The organism is Anabaena sp. WFMT (genome assembly GCF_051781005.1).
In the GTDB taxonomy this organism is placed as follows: Bacteria; Cyanobacteriota; Cyanobacteriia; order Cyanobacteriales; family Nostocaceae; genus Anabaena.
This window is the reverse complement of sequence record NZ_JBPWOA010000052.1, coordinates 175,983-191,426: the sequence shown is the minus strand read 5'-3', so window position 1 is coordinate 191,426 and position 15,444 is coordinate 175,983. Positions and strand designations below refer to the sequence as shown.

Here is a 15,444-nt window from a genome sequence, read left to right as displayed (position 1 = left end):
TGCATTGGAAGGGCGACAAGAGGAACTGGAACTAACGCCTGAGGATGCTGCTGCAATTGAAACTGTGGTTTTAGAACCTATTGAAGTGTATAAGAGAAAATTGCAGCGCTATGAGCTGGCTTTACGTAACGAGATTGAACATCAATTTCCTCTTAATGAACAAGCTCGCGCTGATTTGAAACGTCTTCAGAAAATTTTAGGACTTAGAAATGAAGATATAGCATTAGTTGAAGCACCTATACTGGCTGAACAAACAGATAAAGTAATTGGCGTAAATATAAATAATCCTCCGAACAAAAATAGTAATTTTCGCCAGTTACTAGGACTTTTAATCGGAATAATTACTGGTGGCGGCTTAGTATATATTTTGCTAAGTAATAGAATAAATATAACTTGTGAAAAAGAACAGTATAGTCTGAATGATAATATTAGCCTGGGTGAAGAAATTTTATTAAAACAAGATACTAACCGAGATAGAGAAGCTGGAGTAAAAGCATTTTTAAATGGTGATTGTCTGACTGCTATTAATAAGTTCAATTCATACCGTCAAGCTAATCTCACTAATAGAACAGACCCAGAAGCATTGATTTACTTGAACAACGCTGAGGCTCGTAAAAAAGGAGAACGGCTCAAAATTGCTGTGAGCGTACCCATTGGTCTTGACCAGAATATAGCAAAAGAAATCCTACGTGGTGTAGCTCAAGCACAAGATGAAGTAAATAATAGTGGTGGCATTAAGGGCAAAGCTTTAGAAGTAGCGATCGCTAATGATGATAATGATCCAGGTAAAGCCGTACAGATTGCCACTCACTTTGTCAAAGATCCCAAAATTTTGGCTGTGATAGGACACAATAGTAGTAATGCTTCCCTTGCTGCTGCCCCAGTATATCAACAGAGGGGATTAGTGATGATGTCTCCCACTAGTTTTGCTCGCAACCTCTCTGGGTTCGGCAGCTACATTTTCCGCACTGCGCCCAGTGTTAGTTCGATAGCAAATACCCTCTCTCATTACGTCATTAAGACGGCTGGCAAAACAAATATTCTGATTTGTAGTGATTCCAGCGCCATTGATGGCTCATCATTTAAGGATGTGTTTATTAAAGCGATTGGGGATGCTGGTGGCAGAATTAATTCCACCAATTGCGATATTTCAGCCCCCAATTTCAACGCTGGTGAAGTCATTTCTCAAGCTATTTCCAATGGTGCAGATGGCTTGGTATTAGCTATATACGTAGACACAAAGAATAAAGGTTTAGGAGTGGCACAAGCTAATAAAGGACGATTGACCCTACTTGGCAGCTCCACTCTAGCAACATATAACACTCTACAGAAGGGCAAAGCCGATATCAACGGCATAATAGTTGCTGTACCTTGGCATCCTACAGCTATAGCTGATAATCCTTTTGCATCAAATGCCATGAAACTTTGGGGTGGACGCGTAAACTGGCGAACGGCTACGGCTTATGATGCGACTTTGGCGATCACTAAAGGTTTGAAGACGAGTAACACCCGTAATGGATTGCAAAAAGCACTGTACAGTTCGGATTTTTCAGTCGATGGTGCAACAGGAAAGATTCAATTTTTATCAGGCGATCGCAGAAATACCAGAAATACTAGGATCGACTTGCTCAAAGTTCAACAAAAACCTGGAACTGATGAATATGATTTTGTACCAATTCAACCTTAATTTTGCAACTTTACTAAACAGGGATTACAAATTATCCTTAACCCAATTTCTAAAATTACGTATAGCCTGACTTCTGCCAATTTTTAAACATTGCTGAACATATTCATTAACTAATTCCACAATAGGGATATTAGGAAAATTAGGACTAGATTGAGACTTTACATATTTCCTTTCTTGTAACAAGAAAATTTCCAAACCTTGTTGTTGATATCTCCAAAGTTCAGGAACTCCTAAAATTTCATAATTCTCAAATCGAGTGCGAGAAGTAATATCAATTTCAATAGCTAAATCTGGTGGTGGATCTATATTTAAGTCAATCCTATTTTTGCCAATTACAGCAGCTTGATTTTGAATATAAAAACTGGTATCTGGTTCGACAGCTTGGCGCATTCTCTCATTTTTAAGTGTTGTAGAACCAAAAGGCTCAAAATCAATTTCGAGTTTATCTAATAAAATTCTGACCAACTCACCAAATATCTCTTTATCTTTTTCGTGTTCGGGTAAAGGAACCATGATTTCTAACCAGCCATCACTATAAGAAATACGTGCAGCACGCTTTTCTCCTATTTCTTCTAAAATATTTTCTAATTGCTGCCAACTAATATCCTTGAGTAACATTTGTTGGCCTGGTTTGACAATAATTTGTTGCAGTTCTAAAAGCATATTACCTCTTCGTAATTCGTAATTCGTAATTATTTATTATCTCCCCTACTCCCTGCTTCTTGCCTGATCATAACGACAATTTTTAACACCAACTTACTCATACCCCCTGAATTGGTTAAAATCAACATTTGAAGACAGTGAAACAGGAGAAAACAGGCGTGCCTACACTCGGTGTAAATATTGACCATATCGCTACCATTCGCCAAGCCAGACGGACTGTAGAACCCGACCCTGTAGCGGCTGCGGTGTTGGCAGAATTAGCAGGTGCAGATGGAATTACGGTGCATTTACGAGAAGATAGAAGACATATTCAAGACAGAGATGTAAGAATTTTAAGGCAAACGGTGCGATCGCACTTAAACTTAGAAATGGCAGCAACCGATGAAATGTTAGCGATCGCTCTCGACATCAAACCTGATTATGTAACATTAGTACCCGAAAAACGCGAAGAAGTCACCACAGAAGGCGGTTTGAATATTGTCGGGCAAATTGCTAGAATAGGCGAGATAGTTGATAAACTGCAAAGTGCTGGCATTCCCGTAAGTCTATTTATTGATGCCGAAACAGCACAAATCGAAGCTTCAGTTAAGGTGCAAGCTAAGTTTATTGAACTACACACAGGCCAATATGCTGAAGCTAAAGACGAAATTACCCGCAAACACGAACTAGCTTTATTAGCGCAGGGTTGCGAGCGAGCGATTAAAGCTGGGTTGAGGGTAAATGCCGGACACGGACTCACATATTGGAATGTCTACCCCGTAGCGGCGCTCCCAGGTATGGAAGAACTCAACATTGGTCATACTATCATCAGTCGGGCAGCCTTAGTAGGAATAGAAAGAGCCGTCCGAGAAATGAAACAAGCCATACTTGGTAATTCGTAATTCGTAATTCGTAATTCGTAATTCGTAATTCGTAATTGACTAGAGGGAAGTTATCTGCGTAATCCAAAGCCATGTAACGTCACATTTGTAAATCAAGACTTCTATGACTTCCACACAGTCTAACAACCTACCGCTTTGGGTACAGGATCGGGATACAGTGATTGCATACAGTACCCATGCTGAATGGCGTTATCAAACACCACCAGACTATAGCCGTTCTAAAGAAAATCTAGCTAAAGAGAGTACCTGCAATCACTTAGAGGGTACACTAGAAGCGATCGTGCAGAACTTGGTGAGAACCTTCGAGATGGAGGTATCTTTCAAAAGTAACCCCCAGCAATGGTTATCTGTTGTCAATGATCAGTTTCGAGTTAGTACTAATGGGGGTAAAGAGTATACAGCAGACGATTTATCCGCCCAAGGTACTTACAATCTATTTATGGCTGATTCCGAACATTACAAAGCTTCTGAAGAAAGTTTTGAATCATCGGCTAAAATCTTTCACAGTACATTTCCTCAAGGTTTTCCTTGGGAAGTTCTGGAAGTCTATTCAGCCCCACCTAATGTTACATTCAAGTGGCGACACTGGGGACATTTTCAGGGTGCTTACAAAGAGTTTGCACCGACTGGGGAGACAGTGGAAATTATCGGTATGAGTGTGGCTCGTGTCACCGATGATTTAAAGGTTATATCCTTGGAACACTATTTTGACAACAACCTGTTTTTAGAAAAACTGACAGCAGGTGGCAAACTAGTAAATAGTGAAAGCAAGGGTGGTGGTTGTCCCTTTAGTTCTTGGTTTAAGGGATTCAAAAAAAGTTAACTGAGTTGGGTACAGAAATGCTCCTGTACCCTATAAATTGTTAAATAGTAACCAAAGGATATGAAAATGCAAACATACTATTACGTCTTGGCTAGTCAACACTTTCTACTCGAAGAAGAACCAATACACGAAGTTTTGAAGGAACGCACTCGTCATTACCACGAACAAGAAAAAGAAATTGATTTTTGGTTAGTTAAGCAACCAGCTTTTCTGGAAGCACCGGAAATGAAACAAATAAAAGCGAAATGTCCTCAACCTCCGGTGGCAATTATTTCTACTAATTCTCAATTTATTACTTGGCTAAAATTGCGATTAGAGTATGTAATCACCGGGGAATTTACGGCTCCTTCAGCAACAATTTCTGATCCTTTGGCATCTTTGACAACTGTGTCATAAAGTCCCATATATTTTCTCATTAGTTGCTGAGGTAGAGGAGAGTAATGATAAATATTTGTTTATCTTTATTTATGTTTATTTGCTCTTCCTCGCCAAATCTAAAGGGAACAAAAAGTAGTTTTATACATCTTGTAAAATAAACAATATCAGGTATCCAATGTTTGTGCCAAGATTTCATTTTTTACCAAGTACTTTATTATTAGCGATCGCTCCCTTTATCGGTGGTATTAGTTCTGTTTTCGCTCAACAAGCTATTCCTGTGTGTCAACCGCCTAATACAGGTGAGTATCTTTTATTAGTTGTTAGTCCTACAACTAATAGTCAACAACAGTTACGCAGTGCTTTACCATCTGATTTGAAACCTGTTACGTGTAAATATCTGAATGAAACAGTAACGAGGATCGGCGGGTTCAACAAGATTGATGATGCTAATCGTTGGGCAAAATATGTTAACAATATCGTGGGATTATCTGCCATTATCACGACTCGACCAACAGCACCAACTTTGACACCTGCAATGGTTACACCTCCACCTGTAGCAACTCAGATATCAACTCAGAGAGTCAGCTATAATCCTAAAGTTTTGGGAGATGGTTATGCTGTACTGGTAGATTATTTCAATCGCCCGGACATGGCAAGTAGTTTGCAAAGAGCAGTAGGGGGTAATGTGGGTCTTGTTTCCTATGGACAACGCCCTTATTTATTGGCTGTTTATACTACCAATCAAACAGAGGCATACAAAACGTTAGAAAAATTAAATGAGGGTGGGTTTTTTGCCCTCTTAGCAGATGGTAGAAAAGTGATGTTACTGCGTTCAGCAGTAAGTTCCAAGTGATTTTTTTCAGTTAACAGTTTACCAATGACTAATGATCATTTGATGGTACAAGTCCCCAGATTTATATGTGGGGTCAATCCAAAATCCAAAATCTAAAATTGTCTGACTAATAACTAATAAGCTGCTCTAGATAACCAATAAATAGCTACACCCAAAGCCGCACCAGCTATGACCTGAACTGGTGTATGTCCAAGTAATTCCTTGAGACGGTCTTGGTTAAAGTCTGGTTTTTCATGAAATAATTCGTCAATCATTTGATTGAGTATGCGAGCTTGTTTACCGGCAGCTTGACGCACTCCAGCTGCGTCGTACATGACAATGATGGCAAAAATCACAGCTACAGCAAAATCAGGAGATGCCCAACCTAGAGTTTGTCCGACACCAGCGGCTAAAGCTGTTACTAAAGCTGAATGGGCGCTGGGCATACCTCCGGTGGTTACTAAGACACGCACATCTATTTTGCGATGTTTGATGACTTCAAAGATGAGTTTTAATCCTTGAGCAACAAAACAAGCTACAAGAGCAACCAGCAGCACCCTGTTGTTTAAAATGTCGCCTATGTCCTGCATGGTGTTTTGGTTAGGTAATTAGTTAAATATGGGCAGTGGTTGTGTGTTGAGGAACAGTTTTTTATGTAAGCCAAGATGCCAAATTCGCCTAGCACAGCAGAAATTGCTAAATAGATGGATATATTTAAAGCCTTCTGCTTTTTAGGTTTTGATGTTAGTGATTACGACTAACTATATAATGAGCGATCGCTTGAAGAGGTATGGCTTTTTCTCCAAATGATGCTAATTCTGCACAAGCTGACTCAACTAGTTGTTGGGCTTTGGCGCGTGATTCGTCAATTCCCCACAGGCTGGGATAGGTGACTTTCTCGGCTTTTAGGTCTTTACCTGCGGTTTTGCCTAGTTGTTCTTGGGTAGAGGTGATATCCAGAATATCATCAATGATTTGGAATGCCAGACCAATATTTTGCGAATAACGAGTTAATTTTTCTACATCTTCAGCAGATGCACCAGCAATAACTCCGCCGCAAACAACACAAGCTTCTAATAGGGCGGCTGTTTTGTGATTATGAATAAAATTCAGTGTTTCCAGAGAAATATCTGACTTACCTTCTGAATCTAAATCTACCACTTGACCACCAACTAAACCAGCCGCACCCAATGCCTTACCCAAACGAGCAATTACTTGTAAAGCTCTCTCTCTCGGCACGTTTTGGGGTGTTTGGGTGGCGACAAACTCAAAAGCTAAAGCTAATAAGCCATCCCCTGCTAAAATCGCAATATCTTCGCCGTATACCTTGTGATTCGTCAATTTACCGCGACGGTAATCGTCATTATCCATAGCCGGTAGGTCGTCATGAATCAACGACATGGTGTGGATCATTTCCACTGCACAAGCCGTAGGCATGGCCATTTCAATTGTGCCACCAATCATTTCTGATGTAGCAAGACAAAGAATGGGACGCACACGCTTACCTCCTGCTAATAGAGAGTAGCGCATGGCTTCATAAATCTTTTCTGGGTAAACGACAGGAATAGCCTGATCTAAAGCAGTATCACAGAGCTTTTGTCGTTCTTTGAGATAGGACGCGAGGTTAAACCTGGTTTCCTCTGATTTTTTCTGAAAGTTATCCGTTGCTACCATTCCTAGAGTCCTAAAATTTTCGGTTGCTTGCAATATATATGAAGATTTTACGGTGTGCTGGAGCAGAAAGATTCACTGGTAATTTTATTTTGGATTTTAGACTTCGTTGTGAGCGCTACTTCCCTGCGGGACGCTCCGCGTTGGCGCAGCCTGTCCGTAGGACTTACGACAAGGCTCAGTACAAGTCAGTCGAACGATTTTGGATTTTAGCTTGATTTCCTACTTTCAACTAGGGGTTTTGAGCCAAAAAATCTTAAATCGTTACAGTCAGTTAGGAACTATTACTGCTTAACTGTCAAAATGTTCAGGAAACCGTTAATTACTCCATACTCCATACTCCACACTCAATACTCGGTACTCGTTACTCTAATTGCCCGTTGCACGTAAATAGCTAGAAACTGTATTTTGCAATAGCATAGCGACTGTCATTGGCCCGATACCACCGGGAACTGGGGTGATATATTCTGCCACCTTAGCCGTTGATTGAAAGTCGATGTCACCGACCAAACGACTTTTCCCACTGCTATCAGTGACGCGATTTATTCCCACATCTACCACAACCGCGCCCGGTTTCACCATCTCAGCCGTGATTAGTCCGGGAAGACCTGCTGCTGCAATCAGAATATCAGCATTTTGGGTGATGGATTTTAAGTCGTGCGATCGCGAATGAGCTATGGTGACAGTGGCATTAGCCTCTAATAGCATCAAGGCCATAGGCTTACCCACTAAAATACTACGTCCTACCACTACTGCTTGTTTTCCCACCAAAGGAATTTTATATTCTTCTAGCAGTCTCATCACACCAGCGGGAGTACAACTGCGTAAACCCGACTCACCCCGCACCAGTCGTCCTAAGTTCACTGGATGTAGTCCATCTGCGTCTTTATCGGGTGCAATTTGATGTAATAGTGCGATTGAGTCTAAATGATTAGGTAAAGGTAACTGTACCAAAATCCCATCTACCCGTTCATCTTGGTTAAGTTCACTAATAACTTCCTCTAGCTCTGTTAAGGTAGTTGCGGCAGGAAAATGCTTACCAAAAGAGGCAATACCCACTTTAGTGCAGGCTTTTTCTTTATTACTTACATAAGCTGCTGATGCGGGATTGTCCCCAACCATCAATACTGCTAAACCAGGAGGTCGTCCAATTTTAGGTTGTAATTGTGCGATCGTAGCAGCCAACTCTTGATGAATTTTAGCAGCTAATGCCTTACCATCAAGCAGTTTGGCAGTTTGTGTTTCCATAAAATTTACCTGTAAGGGGACTGGGGACTTGAAAAATGAGGGAGAGTATTGATTTGCCTTCTGACTCCTGACTCCTGACTCCTGCATTCTGCCTTCGACTATTTTCTCAGATTAGCTGCGTCAACTGAAGGATAAAGAAGAAAAGGATAAATTAAAAACAGTTGTTCTGTCCATTTCCTGTAATCAGCACAACTTGGTATGAATGGAAACTTGAGAAAACTGGTAACAAGGTTAGAATTCATGCAAAAATTCTCTCAATCGTTTGCTTTTCGGCAACAAGCAAAACTGACTTCTATGAAATCTTTTTACCAAGGATTAACCGTTTTTCTGGTACTAGGACTTTGTAGTTGTGGTAACGGAAAACCTGGTGAATTGAACTTAAATAATCTGAGAATTGGCGCTAACGTTACACCGATTCAGGCAATTAAACCAGCACAAGACAACCGCACTACTACAGTTTACATCCAAGGCAAGGTAGAAAAACAAGCTCCTTTAGTTAAGCGGCAAGTATATCAAATCGCTGACTCAACAGGCAAAATCTGGGTTGTGACTAATCAAAAAAATTTCCAAGTGGGACAAGATGTAGTGTTGAAGGGTAAAGTAAAATACAAAAGTATTCCTTTAGCTGGTCAAGAGTACGGAGAAATTTATTTAGAAGAAGAATAACAATGAAAATGAACAGGTAGGGATGACCATTCTCTACCAAACACTATAAAAAATACGTAATTTCACACAGAAAAGCACAAATAACCTTACCCAATGTAGAAATTTATGAATAATCAAATACCACAAGTAGCAATTGTAATTCTTTACCAAAACGACAAATATCTCATGCAACTACGCGACAATATCCCCACTATCGCCGCTGCTGGTTGCTGGGGATTCTTTGGGGGACATTTAGAACCTGGTGAAACAGCAGAAATAGCACTTGTGCGGGAAGTAATTGAAGAAATTGGTTACGAATTACCATCTTTTAGCAAATTTGGAATTTATCCCGACGAGAGAGTTATCCGTCATGTTTTTCAAGCACCATTATTAGTGGAATTAGATCAATTAGTTTTAAATGAAGGTTGGGACATGGGATTATTAACCCCAGAAGATATCTATCGAGGTGATTGTTATTCAGCCATAGCAAATGAAGTCAGACCTTTAAGCACTATCCATAAAAAAATCATGATGGACTTTATTAATCAAAAAAGAAAAATTTCTATCTTCTAATTGCAAAATTTCAACTAGATATCTGACATTGTAAAACTTAATAAATATAGTGGATTTAGCTTCATGCAAATAGCAAACAAAATACCGCAATGGGTAAGTATAGGTTTAGCCTTTCCCGTAGTCATTCTTAATGGTTGGTTATTAATTCAGGTTGTGCAGTACTTTCAACCTTTAGTAAGTGTTGTTTCTGCCGCAATTTTATTAGCTTTTGTTTTAAACTATCCGATTAAATTTTTTCAGAAACGCGGAGTTCCCCGTAATTTAGCAATTGTGGGAGTATTACTTTTAGCCATAGTAATTTTAGGGGCTGTTGGCGTTATTTTAGTACCACTAATTTTTCAACAACTTAACGAACTAGTTAATATTTTCCCCTATTGGATTGAATCTGGCAATGATCAATTGCAAGCATTTTTAAATTGGGCAGCAACACAACAACTGCCTGTGAATTTAAGTGGTTTGGCAACTCAATTTCTGGAAAGAATCTCTAATCAATTTCAGTCTTTTACAGGTAAAATTTTAGGTTTTGCTTTCGACACGATTGGGGCTTTAGTTAACATACTATTAACATTAGTAATAACCGTTTATTTAATTTTAAATGGTGAACCTTTATGGAATGGAATTTACCAGTGGTTTCCGCGAAATATTGGTACAAGAGTTAGAGACTTATTACGAGAAGATTTTCAAAATTATTTTATTGGTCAAGCAACATTAGGTGCTGTATTAGGTGTGGTAGTAACTCTGGCATTTGTGGCGCTACGAGTTCCATTAGCATTACTTTTTGGAATTGCAATTGGTCTTTTTTCTCTCTTTCCATTTGGTACAGGTATAGGTATTGCAATAGTTAGTCTATTGGTGGCGTTGAACAACTTTTGGTTAGGTGTAGAAGTTTTAGGTGTAGCTGTTGCTATTGACCAAATAAATTCTAATTTTATCGCACCGCGTATTTTGGGTAATTTGACTGGGTTAAATCCTGTTTGGGTGGTAATTTCTTTATTATTAGGTGCAAAATTGGGAGGCGTTTTGGGTTTGTTGGTGGCTATTCCTCTTGCTAGTTTTATTAAGGATATTGCTGATAGTTGGCGGGCTGGTGAGTTGAGGAAGGTTGAGGATGTAATTGAAACGCAGAGGGGCGCTGAGGTTAACGCGGAGGTTCGCTGAGGGTTGATTTTGTTTACGATAAAGATAAGAAATATTTTGGGAGTTGATTATGCTTAAAAAACTCATTCTCGAAAATTGGAAAAGTTTCCGTTATGCTGAACTTCCACTTGATCCTTTAACTGTGCTGATTGGAACTAATGCAAGTGGTAAGTCTAATGTCGTCGAAGCTTTGGAATTTTTGCAAAGAATAGCTAACGGTGAAAATATTGAAACAGCTTTAGCAGGAGATAAAACACTTCCTTCTATTCGTGGTGGTGTTGAGTGGGCTGGCTATCAAGGTAAATCGGTATTCACCTTGAAGACACTAATTCAGGGAGATAATAATAAAATTGATTATCTTCACTCCATTGAAGTATGTACAGACAATCCTGTTCATCTTCTAGAAGAAAATATAACTGTCTATGATTATCAAGATAATAATCGTATTTTGTACCAAACTTTTTCTCTAGATGGATATAACTTTGTAGTTAGAAGTTATTTATCAAATTATCAAAGTTGTACAATAGGTCAATTTTTTAACCTCAGAATAGATGGACTAAATGAGGAAAATGAAAAATCGCATAAAAGGACATTAGACTTTAATGATAAAAAGTTGCCTAATTTAATTAATAATGTAATTCGTCCAACAATTGCAAACATTCTAATTTTAAATCCCATTCCTTCCAAAATGCGTGATTTTTCACGACTTTCTGAAAACATAGAAAGTGATGCTTCAAACATTGCTGGTGTACTTGCAGCATTATCAGAAGAAAAAAAAGCAGAAGTTGAATTAAATCTATCTTACTATATTAAAGATTTACCCGAAGGTGATATTCAAAAACTATGGGCTGAAAAAGTGGGTAGATTTGGTACAGATGCTATGCTTTACTGTCAGGAAGAATGGAAACCTGGAGAAACAACAGAAATTGATGCTAGAAATATGTCAGATGGAACATTACGCTTTCTAGCAATTCTCACAGCATTACTCACACGCCCAGAAGGTAGTCAAATTGTCATAGAAGAAATAGATAATGGTTTACATCCTTCCCGTGCAGCATTACTTGTGAAAATATTAAAAGAAATTGGCAGTAAACGCAATATTGATATTTTACTAACTACCCATAACCCAGCTTTACTTGATGCTTTTGGTTCAGAAATAGTTCCGTTTGTGGTTGTTGCACATCGAGATTCAGAAACCGGAGAAAGTAAACTTACCCTTTTAGAAGATATTGACAACTTCCCAAAACTATTTGCATCATATTCCTTGGGACAAATGACTACTAAAGGCGCAATTGAACGCAGCCTTTCTCATGGGGAGTAATTAAAAATATGAGAAAAGTTTTATTAATAGATACGTCTTTATTGTGCGTCTGGTTAAAAGTTCCAGGTAAAGAAACTGCTGGTAATAATAAATGGGATTTTGAGCTTGTTGACGAGAAAATACACACAGAAATTGAGAAAGGAACAACTTTGGTACTTCCTTTAGCTACAGTTATAGAAACAGGTAATCATATTGCACAAGCTAAAACCACAAATTCAGACAGTAAACGGATAACATCTGAAAGATTTGCAGAAATAATGATTGATGCTGCTGATGAAAAAAGTCCTTGGGCTGCTTTTCATGAACAAATCATACTTTGGGAAGCGGAAGGATTGAAAAATTTAGCAGATAAATTTCCTAATCAAGCTGTAGAAAAAACCTCGATGGGAGATGCTAGTATTGTCGTATTGGGTTGGTATTACTATCGTGAAAAAGGTTTTCATGTAGAATTTCTGACTGATGATAATGGTTTAAAATCTCAAGAACCACCACAACCAACTCCTCCTACACGCCGTAGTAGCCGTGGAAAATAGACATTTACATTAATAGTAGAGAAAACCAGAATTTTTGACCAGCTATCGCAGCAGATTAAACTCATATAAAATCTCAACATATCATCTCACATAGCATTCTATGAAGACTTTCACCACAATTATTGAGAGAGATTCACAAACAAAGCTTTATGTTGCTTATGCACCTGGATTTCCTGGAGTGTATTCTCAAGGTGAAACATTGGATGAATTACGGCAAAATTGAGGTGAAGTAATTGAAATGCTTCTTGTAGATAGAGAACCAGTATTACAATCATAATCTCTCTCTTCCTCTTTGCGCCTCTGCGCCTTTGCGTGAGACTTCCTAAATCCACAACACCAAAAAATAAATAAACTTTAAGCGATCGCACCCCCATCCCCCACATCACGTTATCATCGAGTATTGTGGCTATTCCGTGCGTAACATCCTAAGCATCTATGACCGTTTCTCCCAACACACCTCAACCAACGGAACCCAATCAACCTCATACACCTCTTAGCGATACGCGATTAATAGAAGACCGCAGCAAGCTGAGTAAGATGTATCAGCACTATGTAGAAATGAAGGATAAATATCCTCATGCGTTGCTGCTATATCGCGTCGGTGATTTTTTTGAAACTTTTTTCCAAGATGCAGTCACAGTCTCCAGAGAACTAGAATTAGTTTTAACCAGTAAACACGGTGGTGAACTTGGTCGCGTCGCTATGACCGGTGTACCCCACCACGCTTGGGAACGCTACACAACCTTACTGATAGAAAAAGGTTACGCTGTGGTGATTTGCGACCAAGTGGAAGACTCTGCTGATGCTATTGGTTTGGTAAAACGCGAAGTTACCCGCATCCTCACACCAGGGACTTTGCTAGAAGAAGGAATGCTCAAAGCAAGTCGCAATAATTACCTTGCGGCTGTGGTAATTGCGGCTAATCATTGGGGATTAGCTTACGCAGATATATCAACTGGAGAATTTCTCACCTGTCAAGGTAGCGATTTAGAAAATCTTACTCAAGAACTAATGCGGTTGCAACCATCTGAGGTTCTGTTTCCCACAAATGCCCCCGATTTAGGTACTTTACTGCGTCCAGGGGAAACTTCCCCATCTCTTCCCCAATGTTTACCACCCACATTTTGTTATAGTTTGCGATCGCAACTTCCCTTTTCCCAAGCTGAAGCTAGAAGTAAATTATTGCAGAAATTCAAAGTGCGATCGCTTGAAGGTTTAGGATGTGAACATCTCCCCCTCGCTGTTCGCGCTGCTGGTGGACTATTGGAATATATCGAAGATACCCAAAAAGAAAATACCGTTTTTCTGCAACTATTACACACCTACACCCTGACTGATTATCTCATTGTTGACCACCAAACCCGACGCAACCTAGAAATTACCCAAACCGTCCGCGATGGCACATTTCACGGTTCTTTATTGTGGGCTTTAAACAGAACTAGCACTGCAATGGGTGGACGAGCTTTAAGAAGATGGTTGTTACAACCGCTACTTGATATTAAAGGTATTAAATCACGCCAAGATACCATTCAAGAATTAGTTACAAATACCCCTCTCCGTCAAGATTTACGGCAGTTATTACGACAAATCTACGATTTAGAACGGTTAACAGGTCGCGCAGGTTCAGGGAGAGCAAATGCACGGGATTTAGTCGCTTTAGCTGATTCTCTCTCCCGTTTACCTGAATTATCATACATAGCATCAGAAGCGCAATCCCCATTTCTCAAAGCTTTGCAAAAAGTACCCGCTGTACTGGAAGAATTAGCAAAAAAATTACAACTGCATATCGTAGAATCACCACCTATTCATCTCAAAGAAGGCGGTTTAATTCGTCCAGGGATAAATCCGCAGTTGGATGAAAGAAAAGCGACTGTGGAAGGTGATCAACAATGGATTGCAAATTTAGAAGTTGATGAAAGGGTGAGAACGGGAATTCCAAATTTGAAGGTGGGATTTAATAAAACCTTTGGTTATTACATTAGTATTTCGCGTTCTAAATCTGACCAAGTTCCAGATAATTACATCCGCAAGCAAACCTTAACAAATGAGGAACGTTACATCACCCCAGATTTGAAGGAACGAGAAGCGCGAATTCTCACAGCTAGGGATGATTTAAATCAGTTGGAATATGAGATTTTTGCAGCTTTGCGGGAAGAAGTGGGTAGTCATGCGGAGATAATTCGGAATATTTCCCGTGCGGTAGCAGCTGTGGATGTGTTGTGTGGTTTGGCAGAATTGGCTGTACATCAAGGTTACTGTCGTCCTGAAATGCTTGCAGGGCAGGAGATTGAGGTTGTTGATGGTCGTCACCCTGTGGTGGAACAGTCTTTACCTGCTGGGTTTTTTGTTCCTAATTCGACTGGGTTAGGAGGAGAAACGAACCGCAGAGGCGCAGAGGACGCGGAGGAGGAGAAGCCTGATTTGGTGATTCTGACGGGGCCAAATGCTAGTGGGAAGAGTTGTTATTTACGTCAGGTGGGGTTGATTCAGTTGATGGCGCAGGTGGGGAGTTTTGTGCCGGCTCGGTCTGCTAGGCTGGGAGTGTGCGATCGCATTTTTACCCGTGTCGGTGCTGTTGATGATTTAGCAACTGGTCAATCTACCTTTATGGTAGAGATGAATGAAACAGCAAATATCCTCAATCATGCGACTGCTAAATCTTTGGTTTTGTTAGATGAAATTGGTCGCGGAACAGCTACTTTTGACGGATTATCAATAGCTTGGGCTGTCGCAGAATATTTAGCAGTAGAAATTCAATCAAGGACAATTTTTGCTACCCATTATCATGAATTAAATGAACTAGCTAGTATTGTTCCTAATGTGGCTAATTATCAAGTTACAGTTAAAGAGTTACCCGACCAAATTATCTTTTTACATCAAGTTCAACCAGGAGGTGCTGATAAATCCTATGGTATCGAAGCCGGAAGATTAGCCGGCTTACCAGCAGTGGTAATAAAGCGGGCAAAACAGGTAATGGGACAAATAGAAAAACACAGTAAAATTGCCATGGGTTTGCGTGAAGGACTTTAATTATTTCATGTAAGAGACTAAA

At 39.7% G+C, this 15,444-nt stretch carries 16 protein-coding genes; 12 read left to right on the top strand and 4 right to left on the bottom strand.

Features of this window, described 5'->3' with window-relative positions; all coding sequences use genetic code 11:
• Nucleotides 1-4 precede the first annotated feature (4 nt).
• Nucleotides 5-1,687: an ABC transporter substrate-binding protein gene (locus tag ACSQ6I_RS25440; RefSeq protein WP_438893016.1), complete on the top strand. Its 1,683-nt coding sequence runs from the start codon at nucleotides 5-7 to the stop codon at nucleotides 1,685-1,687.
• Between the two features lie 24 nt (nucleotides 1,688-1,711).
• On the opposite strand, the gene ACSQ6I_RS25435 is transcribed toward ACSQ6I_RS25440, so the two are convergent.
• Nucleotides 1,712-2,350: a Uma2 family endonuclease gene (locus ACSQ6I_RS25435; RefSeq protein ID WP_438893015.1), complete on the bottom strand. Its 639-nt coding sequence runs from the start codon at nucleotides 2,348-2,350 to the stop codon at nucleotides 1,712-1,714.
• Nucleotides 2,351-2,508: 158 nt separating this feature from the next.
• Between ACSQ6I_RS25435 and ACSQ6I_RS25430 the strand changes: the two genes are divergently transcribed.
• The 4 genes from ACSQ6I_RS25430 to ACSQ6I_RS25415 all read left to right on the top strand — a co-directional run bounded on the left by ACSQ6I_RS25430 (nucleotide 2,509) and on the right by ACSQ6I_RS25415 (nucleotide 5,285).
• Nucleotides 2,509-3,231 carry a pyridoxine 5'-phosphate synthase gene (locus ACSQ6I_RS25430; protein WP_438893014.1) on the top strand — a complete coding sequence of 241 codons (723 nt, stop codon included), beginning with the start codon at nucleotides 2,509-2,511 and terminating at the stop codon, nucleotides 3,229-3,231.
• A gap of 103 nt (nucleotides 3,232-3,334) precedes the next feature.
• A complete protein-coding gene (locus tag ACSQ6I_RS25425; RefSeq protein ID WP_438893013.1) occupies nucleotides 3,335-4,054 on the top strand; it encodes a SnoaL-like polyketide cyclase in 720 nt (239 codons plus the stop codon).
• 66 nt (nucleotides 4,055-4,120) lie between these two features.
• Nucleotides 4,121-4,450: an MgPME-cyclase complex family protein gene (locus ACSQ6I_RS25420; RefSeq protein WP_438893012.1), complete on the top strand. Its 330-nt coding sequence runs from the start codon at nucleotides 4,121-4,123 to the stop codon at nucleotides 4,448-4,450.
• A gap of 157 nt (nucleotides 4,451-4,607) precedes the next feature.
• Nucleotides 4,608-5,285, top strand: a complete 678-nt coding sequence (locus ACSQ6I_RS25415; RefSeq protein WP_438893011.1) for a hypothetical protein — start codon at nucleotides 4,608-4,610, stop codon at nucleotides 5,283-5,285.
• 113 nt (nucleotides 5,286-5,398) lie between these two features.
• Here ACSQ6I_RS25415 and ACSQ6I_RS25410 read toward each other — a convergent pair whose 3' ends face one another.
• The 3 genes from ACSQ6I_RS25410 to folD form a co-directional block, all read right to left on the bottom strand.
• Nucleotides 5,399-5,854 carry a divergent PAP2 family protein gene (locus tag ACSQ6I_RS25410; protein WP_438893010.1) on the bottom strand — a complete coding sequence of 152 codons (456 nt, stop codon included), beginning with the start codon at nucleotides 5,852-5,854 and terminating at the stop codon, nucleotides 5,399-5,401.
• A 154-nt stretch (nucleotides 5,855-6,008) separates the two neighbouring features.
• On the bottom strand, nucleotides 6,009-6,938 hold the full coding sequence (gene crtE / locus ACSQ6I_RS25405) for a geranylgeranyl diphosphate synthase CrtE (protein ID WP_438893009.1): 930 nt from the start codon (nucleotides 6,936-6,938) through the stop codon (nucleotides 6,009-6,011).
• 366 nt (nucleotides 6,939-7,304) lie between these two features.
• Nucleotides 7,305-8,183, bottom strand: coding sequence for a bifunctional methylenetetrahydrofolate dehydrogenase/methenyltetrahydrofolate cyclohydrolase FolD (gene folD, locus ACSQ6I_RS25400; RefSeq protein ID WP_438893008.1), 879 nt, complete (start codon nucleotides 8,181-8,183; stop codon nucleotides 7,305-7,307).
• Between the two features lie 240 nt (nucleotides 8,184-8,423).
• On the opposite strand from folD, the gene ACSQ6I_RS25395 reads away from it, so the two are divergent.
• The 7 genes from ACSQ6I_RS25395 to mutS all read left to right on the top strand — a co-directional run bounded on the left by ACSQ6I_RS25395 (nucleotide 8,424) and on the right by mutS (nucleotide 15,422).
• A complete protein-coding gene (locus ACSQ6I_RS25395; RefSeq protein ID WP_438893007.1) occupies nucleotides 8,424-8,849 on the top strand; it encodes a hypothetical protein in 426 nt (141 codons plus the stop codon).
• 105 nt (nucleotides 8,850-8,954) lie between these two features.
• On the top strand, nucleotides 8,955-9,401 hold the full coding sequence (locus ACSQ6I_RS25390) for an NUDIX hydrolase (protein WP_438893006.1): 447 nt from the start codon (nucleotides 8,955-8,957) through the stop codon (nucleotides 9,399-9,401).
• A 63-nt stretch (nucleotides 9,402-9,464) separates the two neighbouring features.
• Complete coding sequence (locus ACSQ6I_RS25385) at nucleotides 9,465-10,559, top strand: AI-2E family transporter (protein WP_438893005.1); 1,095 nt, start codon at nucleotides 9,465-9,467, stop codon at nucleotides 10,557-10,559.
• 49 nt (nucleotides 10,560-10,608) lie between these two features.
• A complete protein-coding gene (locus tag ACSQ6I_RS25380; protein ID WP_438893004.1) occupies nucleotides 10,609-11,859 on the top strand; it encodes an AAA family ATPase in 1,251 nt (416 codons plus the stop codon).
• Nucleotides 11,860-11,867: 8 nt separating this feature from the next.
• Complete coding sequence (locus tag ACSQ6I_RS25375; RefSeq protein WP_438893003.1) at nucleotides 11,868-12,392, top strand: hypothetical protein; 525 nt, start codon at nucleotides 11,868-11,870, stop codon at nucleotides 12,390-12,392.
• A gap of 100 nt (nucleotides 12,393-12,492) precedes the next feature.
• Nucleotides 12,493-12,615: a type II toxin-antitoxin system HicB family antitoxin gene (locus ACSQ6I_RS25370; RefSeq protein WP_438893002.1), complete on the top strand. Its 123-nt coding sequence runs from the start codon at nucleotides 12,493-12,495 to the stop codon at nucleotides 12,613-12,615.
• A gap of 212 nt (nucleotides 12,616-12,827) precedes the next feature.
• Nucleotides 12,828-15,422, top strand: a complete 2,595-nt coding sequence (gene mutS / locus ACSQ6I_RS25365) for a DNA mismatch repair protein MutS (RefSeq protein ID WP_438893001.1) — start codon at nucleotides 12,828-12,830, stop codon at nucleotides 15,420-15,422.
• The last annotated feature ends 22 nt before the right edge of the window (nucleotides 15,423-15,444 follow it).

Excerpts from the sequence above, each read along its gene's own strand:
- ACSQ6I_RS25435 (WP_438893015.1), bottom strand. The coding sequence starts at position 2,350 with ATGCTTTTAGAACTGCAACAAATTATTGTCAAACCAGGCCAACAAATG.
- ACSQ6I_RS25425 (WP_438893013.1), top strand. The coding sequence starts at position 3,335 with ATGACTTCCACACAGTCTAACAACCTACCGCTTTGGGTACAGGATCGG.
- ACSQ6I_RS25420 (WP_438893012.1), top strand. The coding sequence starts at position 4,121 with ATGCAAACATACTATTACGTCTTGGCTAGTCAACACTTTCTACTCGAA.
- ACSQ6I_RS25415 (WP_438893011.1), top strand. The coding sequence starts at position 4,608 with ATGTTTGTGCCAAGATTTCATTTTTTACCAAGTACTTTATTATTAGCG.
- ACSQ6I_RS25410 (WP_438893010.1), bottom strand. The coding sequence starts at position 5,854 with ATGCAGGACATAGGCGACATTTTAAACAACAGGGTGCTGCTGGTTGCT.
- crtE (WP_438893009.1), bottom strand. The coding sequence starts at position 6,938 with ATGGTAGCAACGGATAACTTTCAGAAAAAATCAGAGGAAACCAGGTTT.
- folD (WP_438893008.1), bottom strand. The coding sequence starts at position 8,183 with ATGGAAACACAAACTGCCAAACTGCTTGATGGTAAGGCATTAGCTGCT.
- ACSQ6I_RS25395 (WP_438893007.1), top strand. The coding sequence starts at position 8,424 with ATGCAAAAATTCTCTCAATCGTTTGCTTTTCGGCAACAAGCAAAACTG.
- ACSQ6I_RS25390 (WP_438893006.1), top strand. The coding sequence starts at position 8,955 with ATGAATAATCAAATACCACAAGTAGCAATTGTAATTCTTTACCAAAAC.
- ACSQ6I_RS25385 (WP_438893005.1), top strand. The coding sequence starts at position 9,465 with ATGCAAATAGCAAACAAAATACCGCAATGGGTAAGTATAGGTTTAGCC.
- ACSQ6I_RS25380 (WP_438893004.1), top strand. The coding sequence starts at position 10,609 with ATGCTTAAAAAACTCATTCTCGAAAATTGGAAAAGTTTCCGTTATGCT.
- ACSQ6I_RS25375 (WP_438893003.1), top strand. The coding sequence starts at position 11,868 with ATGAGAAAAGTTTTATTAATAGATACGTCTTTATTGTGCGTCTGGTTA.
- ACSQ6I_RS25370 (WP_438893002.1), top strand. The coding sequence starts at position 12,493 with ATGAAGACTTTCACCACAATTATTGAGAGAGATTCACAAACAAAGCTT.
- mutS (WP_438893001.1), top strand. The coding sequence starts at position 12,828 with ATGACCGTTTCTCCCAACACACCTCAACCAACGGAACCCAATCAACCT.